At 34.8% G+C, this 16,003-nt stretch carries 17 protein-coding genes and 1 tRNA gene; 8 read left to right on the top strand and 10 right to left on the bottom strand.

What is annotated here, in order from left to right; translation table 11 throughout:
- The first annotated feature begins 36 nt into the window (after window positions 1-36).
- On the top strand, window positions 37-183 hold the full coding sequence (locus QUS22_RS02915) for an SMR family transporter (RefSeq protein WP_353477728.1): 147 nt from the start codon (window positions 37-39) through the stop codon (window positions 181-183).
- A gap of 437 nt (window positions 184-620) precedes the next feature.
- On the opposite strand, the gene QUS22_RS02910 is transcribed toward QUS22_RS02915, so the two are convergent.
- Window positions 621-800 (bottom strand): hypothetical protein, encoded by a 180-nt coding sequence (locus QUS22_RS02910; RefSeq protein WP_289513488.1) that lies wholly within the window; start codon window positions 798-800, stop codon window positions 621-623.
- A 551-nt stretch (window positions 801-1,351) separates the two neighbouring features.
- Here QUS22_RS02910 and QUS22_RS02905 point away from each other — a divergent pair.
- Together QUS22_RS02905 and glyA are read left to right on the top strand one after the other, a co-directional pair.
- Window positions 1,352-2,566 carry an MFS transporter gene (locus QUS22_RS02905; protein WP_289513487.1) on the top strand — a complete coding sequence of 405 codons (1,215 nt, stop codon included), beginning with the start codon at window positions 1,352-1,354 and terminating at the stop codon, window positions 2,564-2,566.
- 56 nt (window positions 2,567-2,622) lie between these two features.
- Window positions 2,623-3,900 (top strand): serine hydroxymethyltransferase, encoded by a 1,278-nt coding sequence (glyA, locus tag QUS22_RS02900; RefSeq protein ID WP_289513486.1) that lies wholly within the window; start codon window positions 2,623-2,625, stop codon window positions 3,898-3,900.
- Window positions 3,901-4,069: 169 nt separating this feature from the next.
- Here the strand turns inward: glyA and QUS22_RS02895 are convergent, their stop codons facing one another.
- Window positions 4,070-4,351, bottom strand: coding sequence for a hypothetical protein (locus QUS22_RS02895; RefSeq protein WP_289513485.1), 282 nt, complete (start codon window positions 4,349-4,351; stop codon window positions 4,070-4,072).
- Window positions 4,352-5,251: 900 nt separating this feature from the next.
- On the opposite strand from QUS22_RS02895, the gene QUS22_RS02890 reads away from it, so the two are divergent.
- The 3 genes from QUS22_RS02890 (at window position 5,252) to QUS22_RS02880 (ending at window position 7,620) form a co-directional block, all read left to right on the top strand.
- On the top strand, window positions 5,252-5,611 hold the full coding sequence (locus QUS22_RS02890; protein WP_289513484.1) for a hypothetical protein: 360 nt from the start codon (window positions 5,252-5,254) through the stop codon (window positions 5,609-5,611).
- A 310-nt stretch (window positions 5,612-5,921) separates the two neighbouring features.
- Complete coding sequence (gene era / locus QUS22_RS02885) at window positions 5,922-6,806, top strand: GTPase Era (protein ID WP_289513483.1); 885 nt, start codon at window positions 5,922-5,924, stop codon at window positions 6,804-6,806.
- Window positions 6,799-7,620 carry a 3'-5' exonuclease gene (locus QUS22_RS02880; protein WP_289513482.1) on the top strand — a complete coding sequence of 274 codons (822 nt, stop codon included), beginning with the start codon at window positions 6,799-6,801 and terminating at the stop codon, window positions 7,618-7,620. Before era ends, QUS22_RS02880 begins: the two co-directional genes overlap by 8 nt.
- A 531-nt stretch (window positions 7,621-8,151) precedes the next feature.
- Here QUS22_RS02880 and dapA read toward each other — a convergent pair.
- From dapA to QUS22_RS02845, 7 genes are all read right to left on the bottom strand, one after another.
- Window positions 8,152-9,132 carry a 4-hydroxy-tetrahydrodipicolinate synthase gene (gene dapA, locus QUS22_RS02875; RefSeq protein WP_289513481.1) on the bottom strand — a complete coding sequence of 327 codons (981 nt, stop codon included), beginning with the start codon at window positions 9,130-9,132 and terminating at the stop codon, window positions 8,152-8,154.
- A gap of 9 nt (window positions 9,133-9,141) precedes the next feature.
- A complete protein-coding gene (gene ssb / locus QUS22_RS02870; protein WP_289513480.1) occupies window positions 9,142-9,624 on the bottom strand; it encodes a single-stranded DNA-binding protein in 483 nt (160 codons plus the stop codon).
- A gap of 79 nt (window positions 9,625-9,703) precedes the next feature.
- Window positions 9,704-9,777 (bottom strand) — tRNA-Arg (locus QUS22_RS02865).
- 12 nt (window positions 9,778-9,789) lie between these two features.
- The gene (locus QUS22_RS02860; RefSeq protein WP_289513479.1) at window positions 9,790-10,605 is read right to left on the bottom strand and encodes a hypothetical protein; all 816 of its coding nucleotides are present in this window, start codon (window positions 10,603-10,605) and stop codon (window positions 9,790-9,792) included.
- Window positions 10,606-10,609: 4 nt separating this feature from the next.
- Entirely contained in the window at window positions 10,610-11,218 is a 609-nt protein-coding gene (locus tag QUS22_RS02855; protein WP_289513478.1) for a hypothetical protein, read from the bottom strand.
- Between the two features lie 4 nt (window positions 11,219-11,222).
- Window positions 11,223-12,662, bottom strand: a complete 1,440-nt coding sequence (locus QUS22_RS02850; RefSeq protein WP_289513477.1) for a hypothetical protein — start codon at window positions 12,660-12,662, stop codon at window positions 11,223-11,225.
- A 438-nt stretch (window positions 12,663-13,100) separates the two neighbouring features.
- Window positions 13,101-13,304, bottom strand: a complete 204-nt coding sequence (locus QUS22_RS02845) for a hypothetical protein (RefSeq protein WP_289513476.1) — start codon at window positions 13,302-13,304, stop codon at window positions 13,101-13,103.
- Window positions 13,305-13,353: 49 nt separating this feature from the next.
- Here QUS22_RS02845 and QUS22_RS02840 point away from each other — a divergent pair, with 49 nt between their 5' ends.
- The gene (locus QUS22_RS02840) at window positions 13,354-13,515 is read left to right on the top strand and encodes a hypothetical protein (protein ID WP_289513475.1); all 162 of its coding nucleotides are present in this window, start codon (window positions 13,354-13,356) and stop codon (window positions 13,513-13,515) included.
- Between the two features lie 320 nt (window positions 13,516-13,835).
- Complete coding sequence (locus tag QUS22_RS02835) at window positions 13,836-14,144, top strand: hypothetical protein (RefSeq protein WP_289513474.1); 309 nt, start codon at window positions 13,836-13,838, stop codon at window positions 14,142-14,144.
- Between the two features lie 97 nt (window positions 14,145-14,241).
- Here the strand turns inward: QUS22_RS02835 and QUS22_RS02830 are convergent, their stop codons facing one another.
- Complete coding sequence (locus tag QUS22_RS02830; RefSeq protein ID WP_289513473.1) at window positions 14,242-15,984, bottom strand: type I secretion system permease/ATPase; 1,743 nt, start codon at window positions 15,982-15,984, stop codon at window positions 14,242-14,244.
- Window positions 15,985-16,003: the final 19 nt, after the last annotated feature.

The raw sequence follows: 16,003 nt of genomic DNA, 5'->3' as shown, positions 1-16,003 counted from the left end.
TATTTGCTATTAGCTAGTTTAGTTGTAATAATATAAATTACGGCACTAAAATACAGCAATAGCTTTACTTGCATTGTACCTGTAATAGTTGTTTTAGTTTGTGGTTTTATGAGTCTTTACCTGTTATCGGTAGCAATAAAATCTATTGCTCTTGGTACATTTTATGTAGTTTGGACTGGTTAGGCTTTATAGGTGCAGCAATAATAGGAATAATATTTTTTAATAGTCCGATAAATTTTAGACGTTTATTTTCTCTTGTTCTGGTAGTCTAGGTATTGTAGGCTTAAAAGTGTTTACCAAGTAAATAACTAAATTGGGTGTAAAAGTATGTAGAAGATTAAGGCAAAGTAGACTATCCATAAAATATCTATTTTACCACGTAGAGAATACTTACCGAGGTTATTTTGGATTCTCTAACTCGTGGAAGAAGGTTACTCTATTGAGTAGGCAAGTATATTTCTAATGTTTAACTTATTTTTCCCGTTTTGCTGAATTAAGTTAATGTCGTTTACTTTATCTACCAAATCTTTTCCTTCTCTCAGGATCTTTAAACCACTTTTGTTGATATGGTGTTCATTATTAAATTCTGCAATGATCTCTTTCCTTTTTGGATAAGTGTTTTAAAATTCTAACACCTTATATTTAGCAAAAGCTCGAATAAGTTTCTTACTAAATCTTGAATCGTTGTATAGGCCTTTTAGGCCTTTATCATGGTGCCTTGATCCATTTACAGTGAATTTCATTATCTCTTCTATCCCACCTAAAAATTCCTTATGTAGTTTATCATATCTGTTATCCACATGTGCGGCAAATGTTTGTTCAATGTGTTTTGTGATGTAATTTTATAATGTATTGTCTATTGTGTTTATGTTTATTAGCTCGCTTTGCTTTAACACTATATTGACTATTTTACATGTAGAAAGGTTAGTATTAGGTTAACTATGACGTTTCTGGAGCTGAGTTTTACCAAAAATTATACTATTTAAGATATAATTATCATCATGGAACAAAAACATAAATAAAATGGACCTTGTGACAAAAATAAAGCTTAAGATAAAGATGAATAAAGGTAAAATCATAAATATCATTATCATCTATGGCATAGTTTTTTTCATATACCTTATTCATTAACCATTCCTAAATATGGTAGGAAAGATCGTAAATAGAATAAAAGGTCTTTTTATAAAAGATTGCTCTCTTCTCTCTGGATAGTTTACGCTATAAGATTTGGTTGATGTATGGTAGCTATAAGTTTAACACAGTTAAATTTCAATAAGTTAAAATAAACATTTATAAGAATATTGTTTTTTTTAACTAAAGTACCTATAATTCTAGATTTAAGACAAGGTTGATGCTACAGAGGAATTTTTTAATATGGTTATTAGCATCGCTGTTCTATGCATACCAGTATATATTACGCGTAATCCCAAACATAATCGCACCTGAATTAATAACAAAATTTAACATAAGTATTACAGATATTGGTCAATTTAGTGGGTTATACTATATAGGCTATACCTTAGCTCATATACCTGTTGGTCTTCTTCTTGATAGGTTTGGGCCAAAATTTGTTTTGCCTATATGCATTATCTCGACATTTACTGGAACACTACCACTTATATGCCTTGATGAATGGTATTTTTCAGTACTTGGTAGAATAATCGTCGGGGCTGGGTCATCTGCTTCAGCAATTGGAATTTTCAAAGTTGCAAGTATGTATTTCTCTCAAGAAAAGTCAGCAAGAATGGCCAGTTTATCTATAATAATAGGGTTGCTAGGAGCTATTTATGGTGGATTACCCCTGGATTTCCTACTTGATAAATTTGGTTGGAATTATATCATTTACACTTTCTCAGCATTTGGTTGTTTACTTGCTTTGCTATTATTCTTTATAACACCAAATAATAACGCACAGGAGAATATAAATGATAATAACATACTTCAAGGCTTAAGGACTGTGCTTTTCAACAAGCATATCATTCTAATCAGCTTTTTTGGTGGCTTGATGGTTGGTCCATTGGAAGGTTTTGCCGATGGTTGGGCAAAAGCGTTCTTATCTGAGGTATATAAGATTACTGGAGATTTAGCATCTTCTTTTTCTTCTCTTGTGTTCATAGGTTTTGGAGCTGGAGCGTTCCTTTTAGCTTACTTGCTGGAAAAATATCCAAATAAACATTACGAGATAATTATTGCATGTTCTTTTGCAATGATTGCCGGCTTCCTCCTGCTTTTTACACAGGCTGGTGGCCTATATATTGTACTACCTACACTTCTTGTTATCGGCTTCGCATCTGGATATCAGGTGATTACCATTTACAAAGCGATGAGTTATGTAAACAATAACTTGGTGGGCTTAGCTACAGCTGTTTCAAACATGATAGTTATGGTTTTCGGCTATTTTTTTCATGTCGGAATTGCAAAGATAGTGGGTTTGTATTGGGATAAAACAATAGTACAAGGAAATCCCGTGTATGGAGCTAAGTTGTTGATAGAAGCAATGTCAATTATCCCTGCATGTCTACTCTTAGCTACTTTTGGGTTTATGTGGTTAAAGAAACGGTCTTGAAATTGCTTGTAGCAAACGTACATTTTAATATCATTGAATTAAAAGGGGTTTGATCCATGACAAGTATTTTAGAAAGAATCTGCAAACCTGAAAATGATTTAAAGTTTTTCGATAACGAAATTTATCAGTCTATAGGGAAAGAATTGCAGCGTCAAAAATCGCAATTGCAAATGATTGCGTCAGAAAATTTCGCGAGTAAAGCGGTAATGGAAGCGCAAGGTTCTTTTCTGACTAATAAATATGCAGAAGGTTATCCAGGTAAAAGGTATTATTGTGGCTGTGAGTATGTGGATGAAATTGAAAACCTAGCTATAAAAAGGCTTTGTAATCTGTTTGATGTTAAATTTGCAAATGTTCAACCTCATTCTGGTTCTCAGGCGAATCAAGCAGTGTTTGCTTCACTGCTTACTCCAGGTGATACAATACTAGGGTTGTCACTGAGCTGTGGTGGGCATCTAACTCATGGTGCAACACCCAGCCTTTCTGGTAAATGGTTCAAGTCAATTCAATATACAGTCAACAAAAACACTTATCTGCTCGATATGGATGAGGTGGAAAAGCTAGCGCTGGAGCATAGACCAAAATTAATCATAGCTGGCGCTTCTGCTTACCCAAGAAAAATGGACTTCAAGCATTTTCGCGAGATCGCAGATAAAGTTAGTGCATATTTGCTTGCAGATATTGCTCATTATGCAGGGCTTATAGCGGCTGTTGAGTACCCATCCCCTGCCGGATATGCACACGTTATAACTTCCACAACTCACAAGACTCTGCGTGGCCCTCGAGGTGGGGTGATAATGACGAATGATGAAGCGTTACATAAAAAAATTCAATCCGCAGTTTTTCCAGGATTGCAAGGTGGGCCACTTATGCATGTGATAGCTGCAAAGGCTGTTGCGTTTAAAGAAGCATTAGCAACAGAGTTTAAAACTTATAGCAAGAAAGTTGTGGAGAATGCGAAAGTGTTGGCTCAAGCGTTACAAGAGCATGGACTAAACATTATAACCGGTGGCACTGACTCTCATATAGTGCTAGTTGACTTAAGACCACAAAAATTGACTGGCAAGAACGTTGTGGATAGTCTTGAGAGAGCTGGCATTACCTGCAATAAAAACTCTGTACCGTTTGACACAGAAAAACCGACCATTACTTCAGGGCTCCGTTTTGGCACTGCCGCTGAGACAACACGTGGGCTTGAGGCAGAAAACTTTAAAGAAATAGCTGACCTAATAAATGAAGTGATTCAGGGATTGATCAGCGGAAATAGCTCAAATATTGAAAGGACGGTGAAAAGTAGAGTTGAAAAAATTTGCAATGATTTTCCTATTTATTAGGCATAATAACTTGTGTAGCTATATGCATTATTCCGGTAGCCTATAATGTTATCCCAGTGCGTGATGCTAGGAACACGAGAACAAAGATCAAACCCAGATCCCAGCTTTACGTCCTAGAATAACAAGAAAAGTGTGTTGAAATAACATGACAAGGTGTCATTCGAGTAACTTACCAATCCCAAGAAAGTGGCTCATTGTCGTTTTCTGGAATCTCGAAGAACGGTTTTGACATTATTTCCCTTACAAGTTTTTGAAAACATGGATCATTTTCAGTGATTTTATTATCACTAATACTGCACTCTATAGGTTGATTTTGATTTGAGCTATCACCACTGCCTGAACCTGAACCACATGGTCTTAGACCACCTGATGAAGTAGTTCCACTTGATGAAGTGGTTCTACCTAATGGAGTAGTTCCATCTAATATAGGGGTTCCACCTATTCCCTCCAAAAATTTTCCACAGGATCACTTTTTGGTGAAGTAGTTCCACCTGATAAAGAGGCTCCATCTCCTAGTCTATTTACTTTTGTCATACCACTCTCCATTCATTATGAAAACCATAAGATGAATAAAAAAAGTATAAATTTCGTTAATGCTAGATTTTACATAAACTTTTTGACTACAAAAAATAAGATTTTCAATAGGTTACTTATTATACTAACTATAGCTAGCCCTCCATAGGTAGTTGTGCAAAAAGCCCACCTAGAAGATGGAGACTTTTACTATTTTAAGGATAGTGAACTGGAATTTTTTTTAAACCTACTTCTAGGTTGAGAGCGCGTGAACGCAGTTCAATACGTCAAAAAGGATTTATATTTCATTTTTTCCCGAATATTTACTAATTATTAGTAATTGTAAACTATAAAACAGATTAAAATTATTAGGGAATATTTATGAATGTAGATAAAAAAGTAAAAATTTTACCCAGTAAAGCACCAATTATTGTAACATGAGTTCCAAAAGACATTGGAAAAATGTTTCCAGATGGCGAAAATAGCGAACTCAACTACGTGAATTATTAATTAAACGTAGATAAAGGACTAACGAAGAAAGAGATATTTTTTAGTTGTAAACAGACCAGGATTTAAGTCAGGTTAAATCAAGTAATTAAGAGATTTCAAAGGGGTGGATGGAATACATGTTATAGATCTACATGACTTTAAGTATGACTCTTGTTGGAAGTAATTTGATCAAGAGTGGAAAGTAAGTGGAAAGAATATAAACACTCATGATTATTTTCATGAAATGTACAACAAGTAACCTGAGGAGAGAACGCACTTTTCAATTTAGATTAATACCTTCCTGTATATAGGAGCTTATTGCGTGCTATGTGAGCAAAAAGGATCTCAAATGGGAGAAGGAGTAGTTTATATGGATTTTAATGTTCTTGATAGTATCAGCAATGATAAGTATAGAGGACAGAGAAAAAAACTTTATGGAAGGGATGAGGAACAAAAAGGTATAGAAAGTAATATAACAATAACTGATGGAATTTTAGTAAATAAAAATAATAATGATACAATTGCTGTTACAGATTCACTGATATTAAAAAAGATTTGTGATAAGTATAAACAGAATATCCTTAACCAGGATGAAATAAAAGCAAAATTCGAAGAAGAGCTAGGAAAGGAGAAATTTGAAGAACTAGCCCAAATTAGACCTGATAAAGACACACTGTGTGCAGTGCTCTATTCCAGTTCTAATAAATAATATTTCCTTGAGCAAAGCATTGCTAAACTTACTTTTAACCGTGAATTAGACTGCGTGTTTCAATCACATGATGTTGACTTTATTAAAAATGGAGGTGAATACCCTGCTCAGGGACAGACAATTGATTATCAAAGTGTTGGTCATAATGACCTTTCTTGGTGCGGAGATCTTTATATTTTCTAAAGTATAGAAGATGGTGTCACGTAAGTAACTGACACTGAGATAACAAAAAAGAGGTGCTAAGGTAACATGATAAGATGCCGTTTAAGTCGCTTGACACTAGAATCCAGTTTTCTTTACAATCCCCTTCGTGAAAGAACAAAAGTGCTTATTTGTTACTATAGCTGGTTTACCAAATGCTGGAAAGTCTACACTGATTAACAGCGTTGTAGGTAAGAAGATTGCAATTGTTACTTCCAAGGTGCAAACAACGAGGACGCAGATAAGAGGTATTGCAATATGCGATAATACACAAATTATCTTCACTGATTCTCCAGGAATCTTTTCAGCAGAGACAAAACTTGAAAAAGCTTTAGTCAAATCCGCATGGTCGGCAATCAAGGGTAATGACATCACTCTGTTGCTTGTTGATGCAAGCAATTATTTGAAAAACATAGAGAGAATCAAGACCATATTTGAGCGGCTGCAGCGCACAAAAGCAAGGTGCATTTTGGTTATCAATAAGATTGATCTGATAAAAAAACCTGAATTAAAGATGGCGTATGAGCATCTGAATTTGCTTTATAGATTTGAAGAGATTTTTACAATATCAGCATTGAAGAATGATGGACTTTCTGATTTGATAATTTACTTGTCTAAAGTTGCACCAGTGAATCCTTGGTTTTATGGAAAAGACCAAATAACCGATTGCTCGACAAATTTTTTATCAGCAGAAATCACAAGGGAAAAATTGTTCTTGAATTTGCGTGAAGAATTGCCATATTCTACAGCTGTCATAACTGAGCAATTTGAGGAGAAAAAAGATAAGAGTTTAGTTATAAAGCAGGTCATATTTGTGCTGAGAGATAGTCATAAGAAAATAGTGCTAGGGAAGGGTGGCAGTAGTATTAAAAAAATTGGCATCGAGGCACGTGCTGAACTAGAAAAATTGTTTGGGTGCAAAGTCCACCTATTTTTGTTCGTGAAAATCCGGCCTTGGACTGATCATCCTGAGGAGTATATAAGTGATGCTTAATTCTCTATTGGTATTTGATATTGAGACTATACCAGATGTAAACTCATGCAAGAATTTGCTCGATATTAGTGATGATAGTAGTATAGAAGAAAAAAGGGATGCATTGACAAAGTATCACCTCGAAATAACAAACGGACAGAACCCTTTCCTGCGTCAGCCCTTCCACCAAATTGTGGTTATCAGTTTTTTACTTTGCGGTGTAACCTACCGGAGTAGTTATGAGACATTCACCATTCAGGAAATCAGATCAGGGGGTACGCTAAATTCCAGTGAAAAGGACCTAGTGAAGGGATTTTTCAATTATATGTCGGAAAAAAAACCTAGATTAGTCTCATTTAATGGGCGCACTTTTGATATTCCGGTACTAAAATATCGTGCTATGGTTTATGGCATTCAAGCAGAATATTTTCATAAAGCTGGCGATAAGTGGAATAGTTATAATCAAAAATATAGTAGTGATTGGCATTGCGATTTGCTTGAAACCCTTTCTGATTCTGGAACTTCTGCGAGAATGAAAATGAATGAAATTTGTGCAGCATTTAATCTTCCTGGTAAAATTGGAGTTGATGGGTCACAAGTTGTGGGCTTATACGATGGTGGCAAGATACAAGAGATTCGAGATTATTGTGAGACAGACGTAGTTAACACTTATTTGATTTACTTAAGGTTCATGCACCATCAAGGTAGAATCACTACTAAAAGTTACAACAAAAGCGTAGAAGAGCTGCTTTTAGAGTGCGAAAAAAAAGAGCACCTAAAGAAGTTTAAAGAAAAATGGGAAGTGACTTGTGGTGGAAAGTTTTATATTGAATAATTTAAAGGTTTTGCAATCTTTTACTCAAACGTGCAAAAAGCCTAGTGACAAAAATTGGTTAAGTTTTTAATCAAGCTAAAAAAAGACGAAGAAACCATAGGTAACGGGTTTTTACCCTTAATATTTTAAATGGGTACTGTAATAATTTGCTGACGCTTAATTTAAGCGCAATTTGGCTGGATGTAGAAAAAATTAAAAAGGCACACAGCCCCAATAATTTTATGTAATTTGCAAAAAAACACTTTCAGTTTTTTACTGAATTTTGTTATTAAACCTGCAGGCCAAAAACAAATTTTAGAATTACAAGAACCCTTTTCACTAAAGGAACAAGACCGTCAAAGCCTGTCAAGCAACTTTTTGTATAGTTTTTTGAAATAAATGGTCTTATGTTAAAATGAACCTTTTTAATAAGGTTTCATGGAAAGCTGGATTCCAGTAATCGGCTACTTGGATGAAAAAAAAGGTGCCACTTGCATGACACCACCTGCTACGAAAATTACCTGCAAATTGCAATGTTTGTACACTTAAAGGTCAAACCATAGGATGACAAAAATGATGAACTTTCTTCAAACTTAGAACCATTTCATTGACTTTCCTCAGTGTTTCAATAGAAGACAAGTCTTTTGTGCTGAGCGGTAGTCGGACAGCTTTATGTTCTATGAGCCCAATATCATGCAGGAGTGCTTTAATAGGTATTGGGTTGCTGGCAGTAAATAGCGCTTTGCAAGCTTGTTGCCAAACATCTATTGGACTTTTCACACCATTTTCTGTTGTTTGAGTAGCTGGAGCTGATTCTTTTTTTCTAGATTTCAGCGCCACGCGCTGGAATGACAGTGAAGAGTTGAGGCACTGCTTAACATATTCATGTGCTACGCGTGGCCAAATATTTGAAGCAGTAGAAACCAGGCCAGCTGCACCACAAGCAGCCATATCAGATATTATATTATCATCTCCGCAAAATACCTCAATGTTTGGAGCAGCTTTTTTATACTCAACTAAAGTATCAACAGTTCCGCTTGAATCTTTAATAGCCCAAGATTTTTCATGGCTAGACAAATTACGTACAGCTTCAGCATAAAGACTTACTCCTGCTCTTGATGGAATATTATAAAGCATAGCTGGAACATGTGCTTTTTCAAGTAGCTTTTCAAACCATAGAGTCTGTCCCATGATTCCAGGTTTTGCATATATAGGAGTTGTCATTAGATAGCCGTGAATAGGCATATCCTTACAAAAATCAAGCCATTCAAGGGCCTGACATAGGTTCACCCCCGGGACGCCAACTATGATTTTCGTACTTAATTTCAGCTCACATACAAACTCAACTAACGTACGTTTTTCAGAGTCAGTGAGTGATAGGCCTTCACCTGTGCTACCTAGCAATACCACACCGTTTTCAGCTTCAGCCTGTACTGTAAGTAACCTCTGCAAACTACGATAATCTATACTATCCCCATTGTAATTAAAAGGAGTAACACAAGCAGTCCATAGAAATGTAGATAATGGTTCCAATTGAGGTTGTTAAAATGGTATTTCGTCGTCGATTAGCTCTTCTTTTACACCATTGTCAAAACTTTCGTACTCACTTTTTTGCTCTGTTTCACCTTGTTTATATTCATTTGATTTATAATCAGAATTTGGCGCGCCACTTCGTGAATCCAAGAGAGCAAGAGCGCTATTAAAATTCTGTAATACCACCTCTGTGATGTATTTTTCACTACCACTTTGGTCAGTCCATTTTCTAGTTCTCAAAGAACCTTCAACATAAACTTTACTACCTTTGCGCGCAAAATCTTTGACAACTTTTACTAATCCTTCACTAAAAACTACAATATTATGCCAATCTGTCTTTTCAGAGCGCGCACCAGAAAATTTATCGGTCCAACTTTCAGTTGTTGCTATTGAAAAATTTGCCATCTCTTTTCCATTTTGCATAGTTCTAATTTCAGGATCTCTTCCTAAATTGCCAACTAATATGACTTTGTTTACAGTACCATTGGACATAATTGTGCTCTGAATAAACTCTTTATATTATCTTGATATTATCTTATATGAAAATACTATTGTCAAATTTAAAAAAAAGTGCGCTTGGAGGGATTTGAACCCACGGCCTTTGCCTCCGGAGGGCAATGCTCTATCCAACTGAGCTACAAGCGCACACATATTACGTTATCTAATAGATAAGCTATTTAAGTCAAACTTTTGTTTCGGATAAAGCGTAAACATAATGCTTCCATGCCCCAAATATACATTCTGAGAATCATTCGTTTGCTTTTTTGTCATCTTTTGATCTACAGTCCATACAAAAGTTACGTAGTTTTCAGTTACTGAATGAACCTTTAAATCCTTAGTGTCCGTAAACAGCTTCCCATTTACCCATATTCTCCATGTATCATGAGAAAGATACAAGATTGAGTCTAGGCTTACCACCTTACAATTGAAATTATTTAATGTCCTTTCTTTTGCAACTCTTGAAGGCCGTAAGTGAAACTCCTCCATTTCACTGACCATCCTATTAATTGATTCTTCATCAAAGAAAATACTTTTTATATCATTGTATTGTGATAAAACGTCAAAGTCACTCTCTACTGCTTCTTTTATTATGTCATCCTGGTCTGTATGGCCTATTTTTTGATCGTTTATAAAGAAACATTCTTTTGCACGCAAATTTGCTATATCAGTAAAATTATCGATTTCTTGGTTGCCAACTTTGAAAACACTTTCAAAATATTTTTTTTCCATCATCATTCCATGTTTAGAGTGATGGCAAACCATTTCATCATTATCTTGTTTTTCTATATATACACATAAATCTCTGCTATTTAGTCCTAGTATTTTATGCTCGATAGAGCCTTTATTACCGATATGTTGCCGGCAAGTGTATTCTTTACAAATCTCTATACTTTTTATAATACCTTCACAAATGCAATATGTGTTAAAATTAAAAAGCAGTAGAGTAAAAATAAAAAATAGCTTTATCTTCATTATTTCATCTGCTTAGTATAGTATACCAGTCAAAGACTATGTTAGCTTTCACTATCTCTATCATATTGCCACTTAAAATCTGATTCATAGTTGCAGCGTCAATATTTCTCTCTTTCTCTAAAGTAAGTGATTTAATCACAACATAACCAGGCAGACTTGGAACGGACTGTAGAAATAAAAAAATATGCTTGTCGCTGATTGAACTTAAATTTAGGGTAACTTCACTTTTTATTACTTTTGTGTGTTCACTTTTACTGTGTAGTTCGACTTCCTCAGGTATAGAAATTGATATTTCAGGTTTTAATATATAGTATTTCTTATATAACCTGCCAAGTTCGAAATATAAATTTGCAATATATCTGCTGCTGTGTAAATTTGAAGAAGAAATTTTTTTCCACAAGTCTAGGTTTTTATTTAAAATAACTTCCTTTTTTTGGATCTCGGTGATTTGTAAATTTATAGAACGTATTTCATCAATGGTATTTTGGTTTTTACTATAGACCTTTTTGTTATAAATAACAACATAAGTTAATGACCCTATTAATCCAATAGATAATAACAAATAAAATACAAGCTGAATTGTAGCTCTTCTTTTTAACTGGGAAATGGTCATTGGCTTACATAGCCTCTCCTATTTGAACATCAATAGGTATATTTTGCTTTTTAGTGACGGGCAAACTAGAAATATTAATGTCATAGGTGCGAAAGTTGTTATTTAATTTTTTTCGTAGTTCCTTGTATTGATGAGAAATATCTTTGCCGTATTGAAAGTTAAACCTTAAAGTTGTGGTAATATAATTTTTCGCCTCATTATAATTCCACTCAAATGATCGGAGTTCTACACTCGGTACTTTCAATCTTTCTATATACCTGATTTGTACAAGAGGAGAATATTCCATTTTAAATAAAATGTTATTGATGTTGATAAAATCGTAAACTTCATCTATTTTTTTCACATTATAGCTTTGACTTAATTTTATTAATTGATTATCTAAGACTTTCTTTTTTGCTGATAAATTACCAGCAACATTAAGGTTTGAGTGTAAGTTTGACAGGTAAAGGATATTGATTACAGTTAAAATTGAAGCAAAGTATAGAAAAATTCGAGGAGAGTTTAAATAGAGGTAATTTAATAGATAAAACTCTTTAGTTTCTTTTGTATTGAAAATAGCTGATGGTTTATTCTTAAAACTGTGAAATAGGATTATGGTATCGCAGAAACTATCTTTTTCACTTACAGCTAATTCTGACCCTAATAATTTGCCTAACTCATATGGGGTTAATATATTCACGCTATTCTCTGGGAAATTTATGACTAATAAGCTAGTTTTAATATCTTCTGATACTACCATGCAAAGATCGATAGGGTCATTTTTCTTAAGGCCAAACTTAGTTAAAAATCGAATAGTATTTCGCACTTCCTGATATATTCCACCCGCAATAATTCCTGGTAGATTATCGTTAGTAAACGGCACTAAACGCGTAAACACCATTTTATTCTCTTTAAAAACCACTTGTCTATAGCCTCCAGTTTTGGTCGCAACAACTATAATTTTCCAATTATCTGGGTTCCTATAGAAGACCTTTTTTGCCATGTTATTTATTTCTATAGGAAACATTAATATTCCCTTAAAGTTAGAACCTATCTCTATAAATACATTCAGCCAATATTCCACTAAATGCTTTGCTTTTGATGAAACAAGAAGATAATACCAATTGTGATTAAATTTATTTGGCTTCTCAGCCAAAAAAACTGAGCTTATATCGTTGTTGCGAGCAAAATGCTCCAACTTTGCTTTTATTGATAAGTAGGCGCTAACCTTATTTACTCTTGGAATCGACTGTAGTAGGTAGTTCTGGTCTGCGTGGTTGAGCACCAGATATAAAGGTGCTTTTTTGTCTGATGCAAGGCATGAACTCAAATCAGAAACTGCTTTATCATTTTTGTCTTTAACAAAATACCTTTTGTTTAAAGTGTTATTCTTGAAATACAGTAATATTGTACCTACTTCTCCAATAGAAAGCATGAACCTACTTTTGGATTTTGAACTAAACATATTAACAGGGAGTATATTTCTCCATAATTAAAAAAGCAATTTATTGAAATTCATTAAACGTTACAAGGAAATATGTTATAAATTTTTACAACAACATTATTTATATTATAACTTTTTGATAAATTTAATATGAATATTAACCAATTTATATAACAACATTAAGAAAATTTATTTTATAATTTTGGTTGACATAAAACATTAACCTAGCTATTACTAACATAGTATTAATATGTGAGGTAAAACGAGCACTTCTAAAGTTTCGTCTACGTAAAAATATTCAATTGCTACTTTTTTGCTATGTGCATCTACCCTTGCGGTTGGGGTGTTGATTTTATCCTGTGGGTTTGGAAGTCTTTAATGCTACTGCAATACCACTGCTTTTCACAGTGATTATTTCTGTCTCTGTAATAGTTGCATTGAGTTCAGCAGTATATCTTATCAAATCAGTTGTTTCTGCAATAAATGATAAAATGATGTTAGCATACAAGCGCCAAAAGAGACTCTTGTAACACTTGATGCAGAAATTTTCCAAGCACCGCAGACTGATGTACGAATTTTTCCTACATTGCCATTTCCTATAACCGCTCCTCCTATGTCACAAACAAGTATACTGCTTACACCTCTGCCTTTTCCTCCCTTCATCACAAGTCGAAATACGAATGCACCACTATCTTCGTCACCGCTTTCGTAGGTGCATACTTCTAGTAAGGGTGACGTTGAAAATAATCGTGAATCTCTTTTAAAAGCAATTCGTGAAAAACCTAAATTTAGAACTAAAGAAGAACAAGTGATGTTTGATGAAAAAATGAAGGCAGGAAGACAACAAAAAGAAAATTGTAAAACAGAAACATAAAGCACAAACACTCTAGAACCAAGCTATTTAGATAAGGTTTGTGGGAGAAGGAGGGCGATCGAATTATCAAGTAGTGAAAGCGAGTGTTCTAAAAGTAAAAGCGAATCTGATTGGAGTGATGATGATCAAGAAGTTTCGCACATCCAATTGAGCAGCAAAGAAGGAGAAAAGACTCCTGGAAATAGTCATAGATCTGATGGTGGTACGGGGACATGGAAATCTACACATTACACGAGTCAAATCTTACTTCTCTTGAAACAAAATCTAGTGATAATGATGGAGATGTGAGTGCACTGCTCCTGTAACCTTTACCTAGGTACTTGAAAAACTGCGAGCCATTAAAAAACAGTGGTAATAGTAAAGAGCATCTTAGTAGTACTGTAGCAGAAAATTCCTATAAACAAGGAAGTCAAGGTCTGATTACTTCAGAAGTATTAACAGAACAGCTGAAGAAGATAAAGGAAAAGAGTGGTAACAAGAAGGGGGGGGATAGTAGTTGTTCTTCTGTTTATAGCTCTGGTTTAGAGGGAAATGTGAAGCTGCTACAACAATCGACAACAAATCCTGCAACAAAAATGGATGGTATTACTCCAGTGAGTAGTAAAGCAAAAAATGTCTTACTTGAGTAAATTTTTTCAAGAAGAACAAGGAAGAAAAACAGCATTCCAGCACATTGGTAAATTAAGTAGGTTATAAGTAAAGGGAAGTACTACATTTCCCCCCTTCTTAACCACCTGCTGAAGAGCGTTTATCTCCTGTGGTATTTGATGATGGAGCAACTAATTTGCTTAAAATCTCATCTCTTGGTCCCGTAGCGTAAATAACCCCATCTGACATGAGGATCACTTTATCGACCACGTATAATAAAGGTAGTTTATGTGTGATGATGATAGTAGTGGTATTTTGCTTTCTTGCAACATTGATTGCATTAATTAGGCATGCCTCTCCGTTACTATCTAGATTGGCATTTGGTTCATCAAGCACCAAAAGCTTTGTATTTCCATAAAAAGCTCTTGCAAGGCCAAGTAGCTGTTTCTGTCCACCAGAGAGCGTTACTCCAAAATTTCCTATCGTTGTATCATATCCATTTGGTAAGCTTAGTATTAATTCATGTATTCCTGCAATTTTTGCTGCTTTGATTATTTCTTCAGGATTTGGATCTGGTTTCATACGAGCAATATTAGCCTTGACACTAGTGTTAAATAGCTCAATATCCTGAGGCAAGTAACCAACGTAGTTACCAAAGTTCTCTCGGTTCCAAGTGTATACATCAGCGCCATCTAGTCTTACTACACCAGATATGGGTTTCCATACACCAACAGTTAGTTTTGCAATGGTTGATTTACCAGAGGCACTTGCACCAATAACACCAACTACGTCTCCAGGCTCTATAACAAATGATATTCCTTTTACTGTCGGTTTATTATTCCCGTAAGGAGTAAAAAATACTCTATCAAATTCCAGTTTTCCTTCAGGTTCTGGTAGGGCCATAGTTTGTTCTCTTTTTGGCGATGTTAATATAAGCCTTTGCAGTCTTCCATATGACATTCTAGCTTGATTTAAGAATTTCCAAGTATGGACTGCCGCATCAAATGGGGCCAATACTCTGCCCATTAAAATTGAAGCAGCAATGATGCTACCAGCAGTCTTATGGGCTGTAATTGCAAGTAGTGCACCTGTTCCGATTACCGATATTTGTAGAGTTGAACGCAAAAATTTAGTAATTCCAGTAATTACATTGGAACGATTTTGTGCTTTGATTTGCATCGCCCGGTTTTGATCGTTTCGTTTACACCAATCAGAAACTATGAATTCTGACATACCCATAGCTTCAACTACTTCTGCGTTTCTTGTTGCAACATCTATAGCATTGATATTCCGTATAGTCTCTTCATTGGTTTCTTGTAGTATGCTTTTGGTGGCGAGCTCATTCCATATTGCCATAGAAACTAATGTAATGATTCCTACAATGGCTATAAACCCTGTGGAGGTATGTATCATAAAGATCACAACAAGGTAAATTAACGACCATGGAGTATCAAACAGTGAGAATATACCATTTCCTGTAATGAAATTTTTTATTACCCCGAGATCTCGTATTGCTTCACCGCTTGAAGTTGAGCTCTGTACTGATGTTAGCCTGATTGATCTTACTATCAGATCTGGTGTTGCGGTTTTATCGATCCAGTCACCAATTTTTGCCATGGCTAAATATCGACAAGTTTCAAGCATTGCAGAACATGCGAATGCAGATAAGGTAATAATTGTTAGCATAACCAGTGTTGATACACTTTCGCTCGATATCACCCTGTCGAGTACTTGAGAGGTATAAAGTGGTAGGAATAACATTAATAAATTGATTCCTGAACTGAACCAGAAAATGAACCAAAATGCACTTTTGCACTTTTCTAAGCAAGTATATAGTGTACTTTGTTTTAGTTCTTTCTTTATTGATGGCGTGATCTCCACAATTTTCCTTTTAACTTGG

Source organism: Wolbachia pipientis (assembly GCF_030373985.1).
GTDB classification, from domain to species: domain Bacteria; phylum Pseudomonadota; class Alphaproteobacteria; order Rickettsiales; family Anaplasmataceae; genus Wolbachia; species Wolbachia pipientis_D.
The sequence above is the reverse complement of the archived record's forward strand: the minus strand, read 5'-3'. Positions and strand labels throughout refer to the sequence as shown.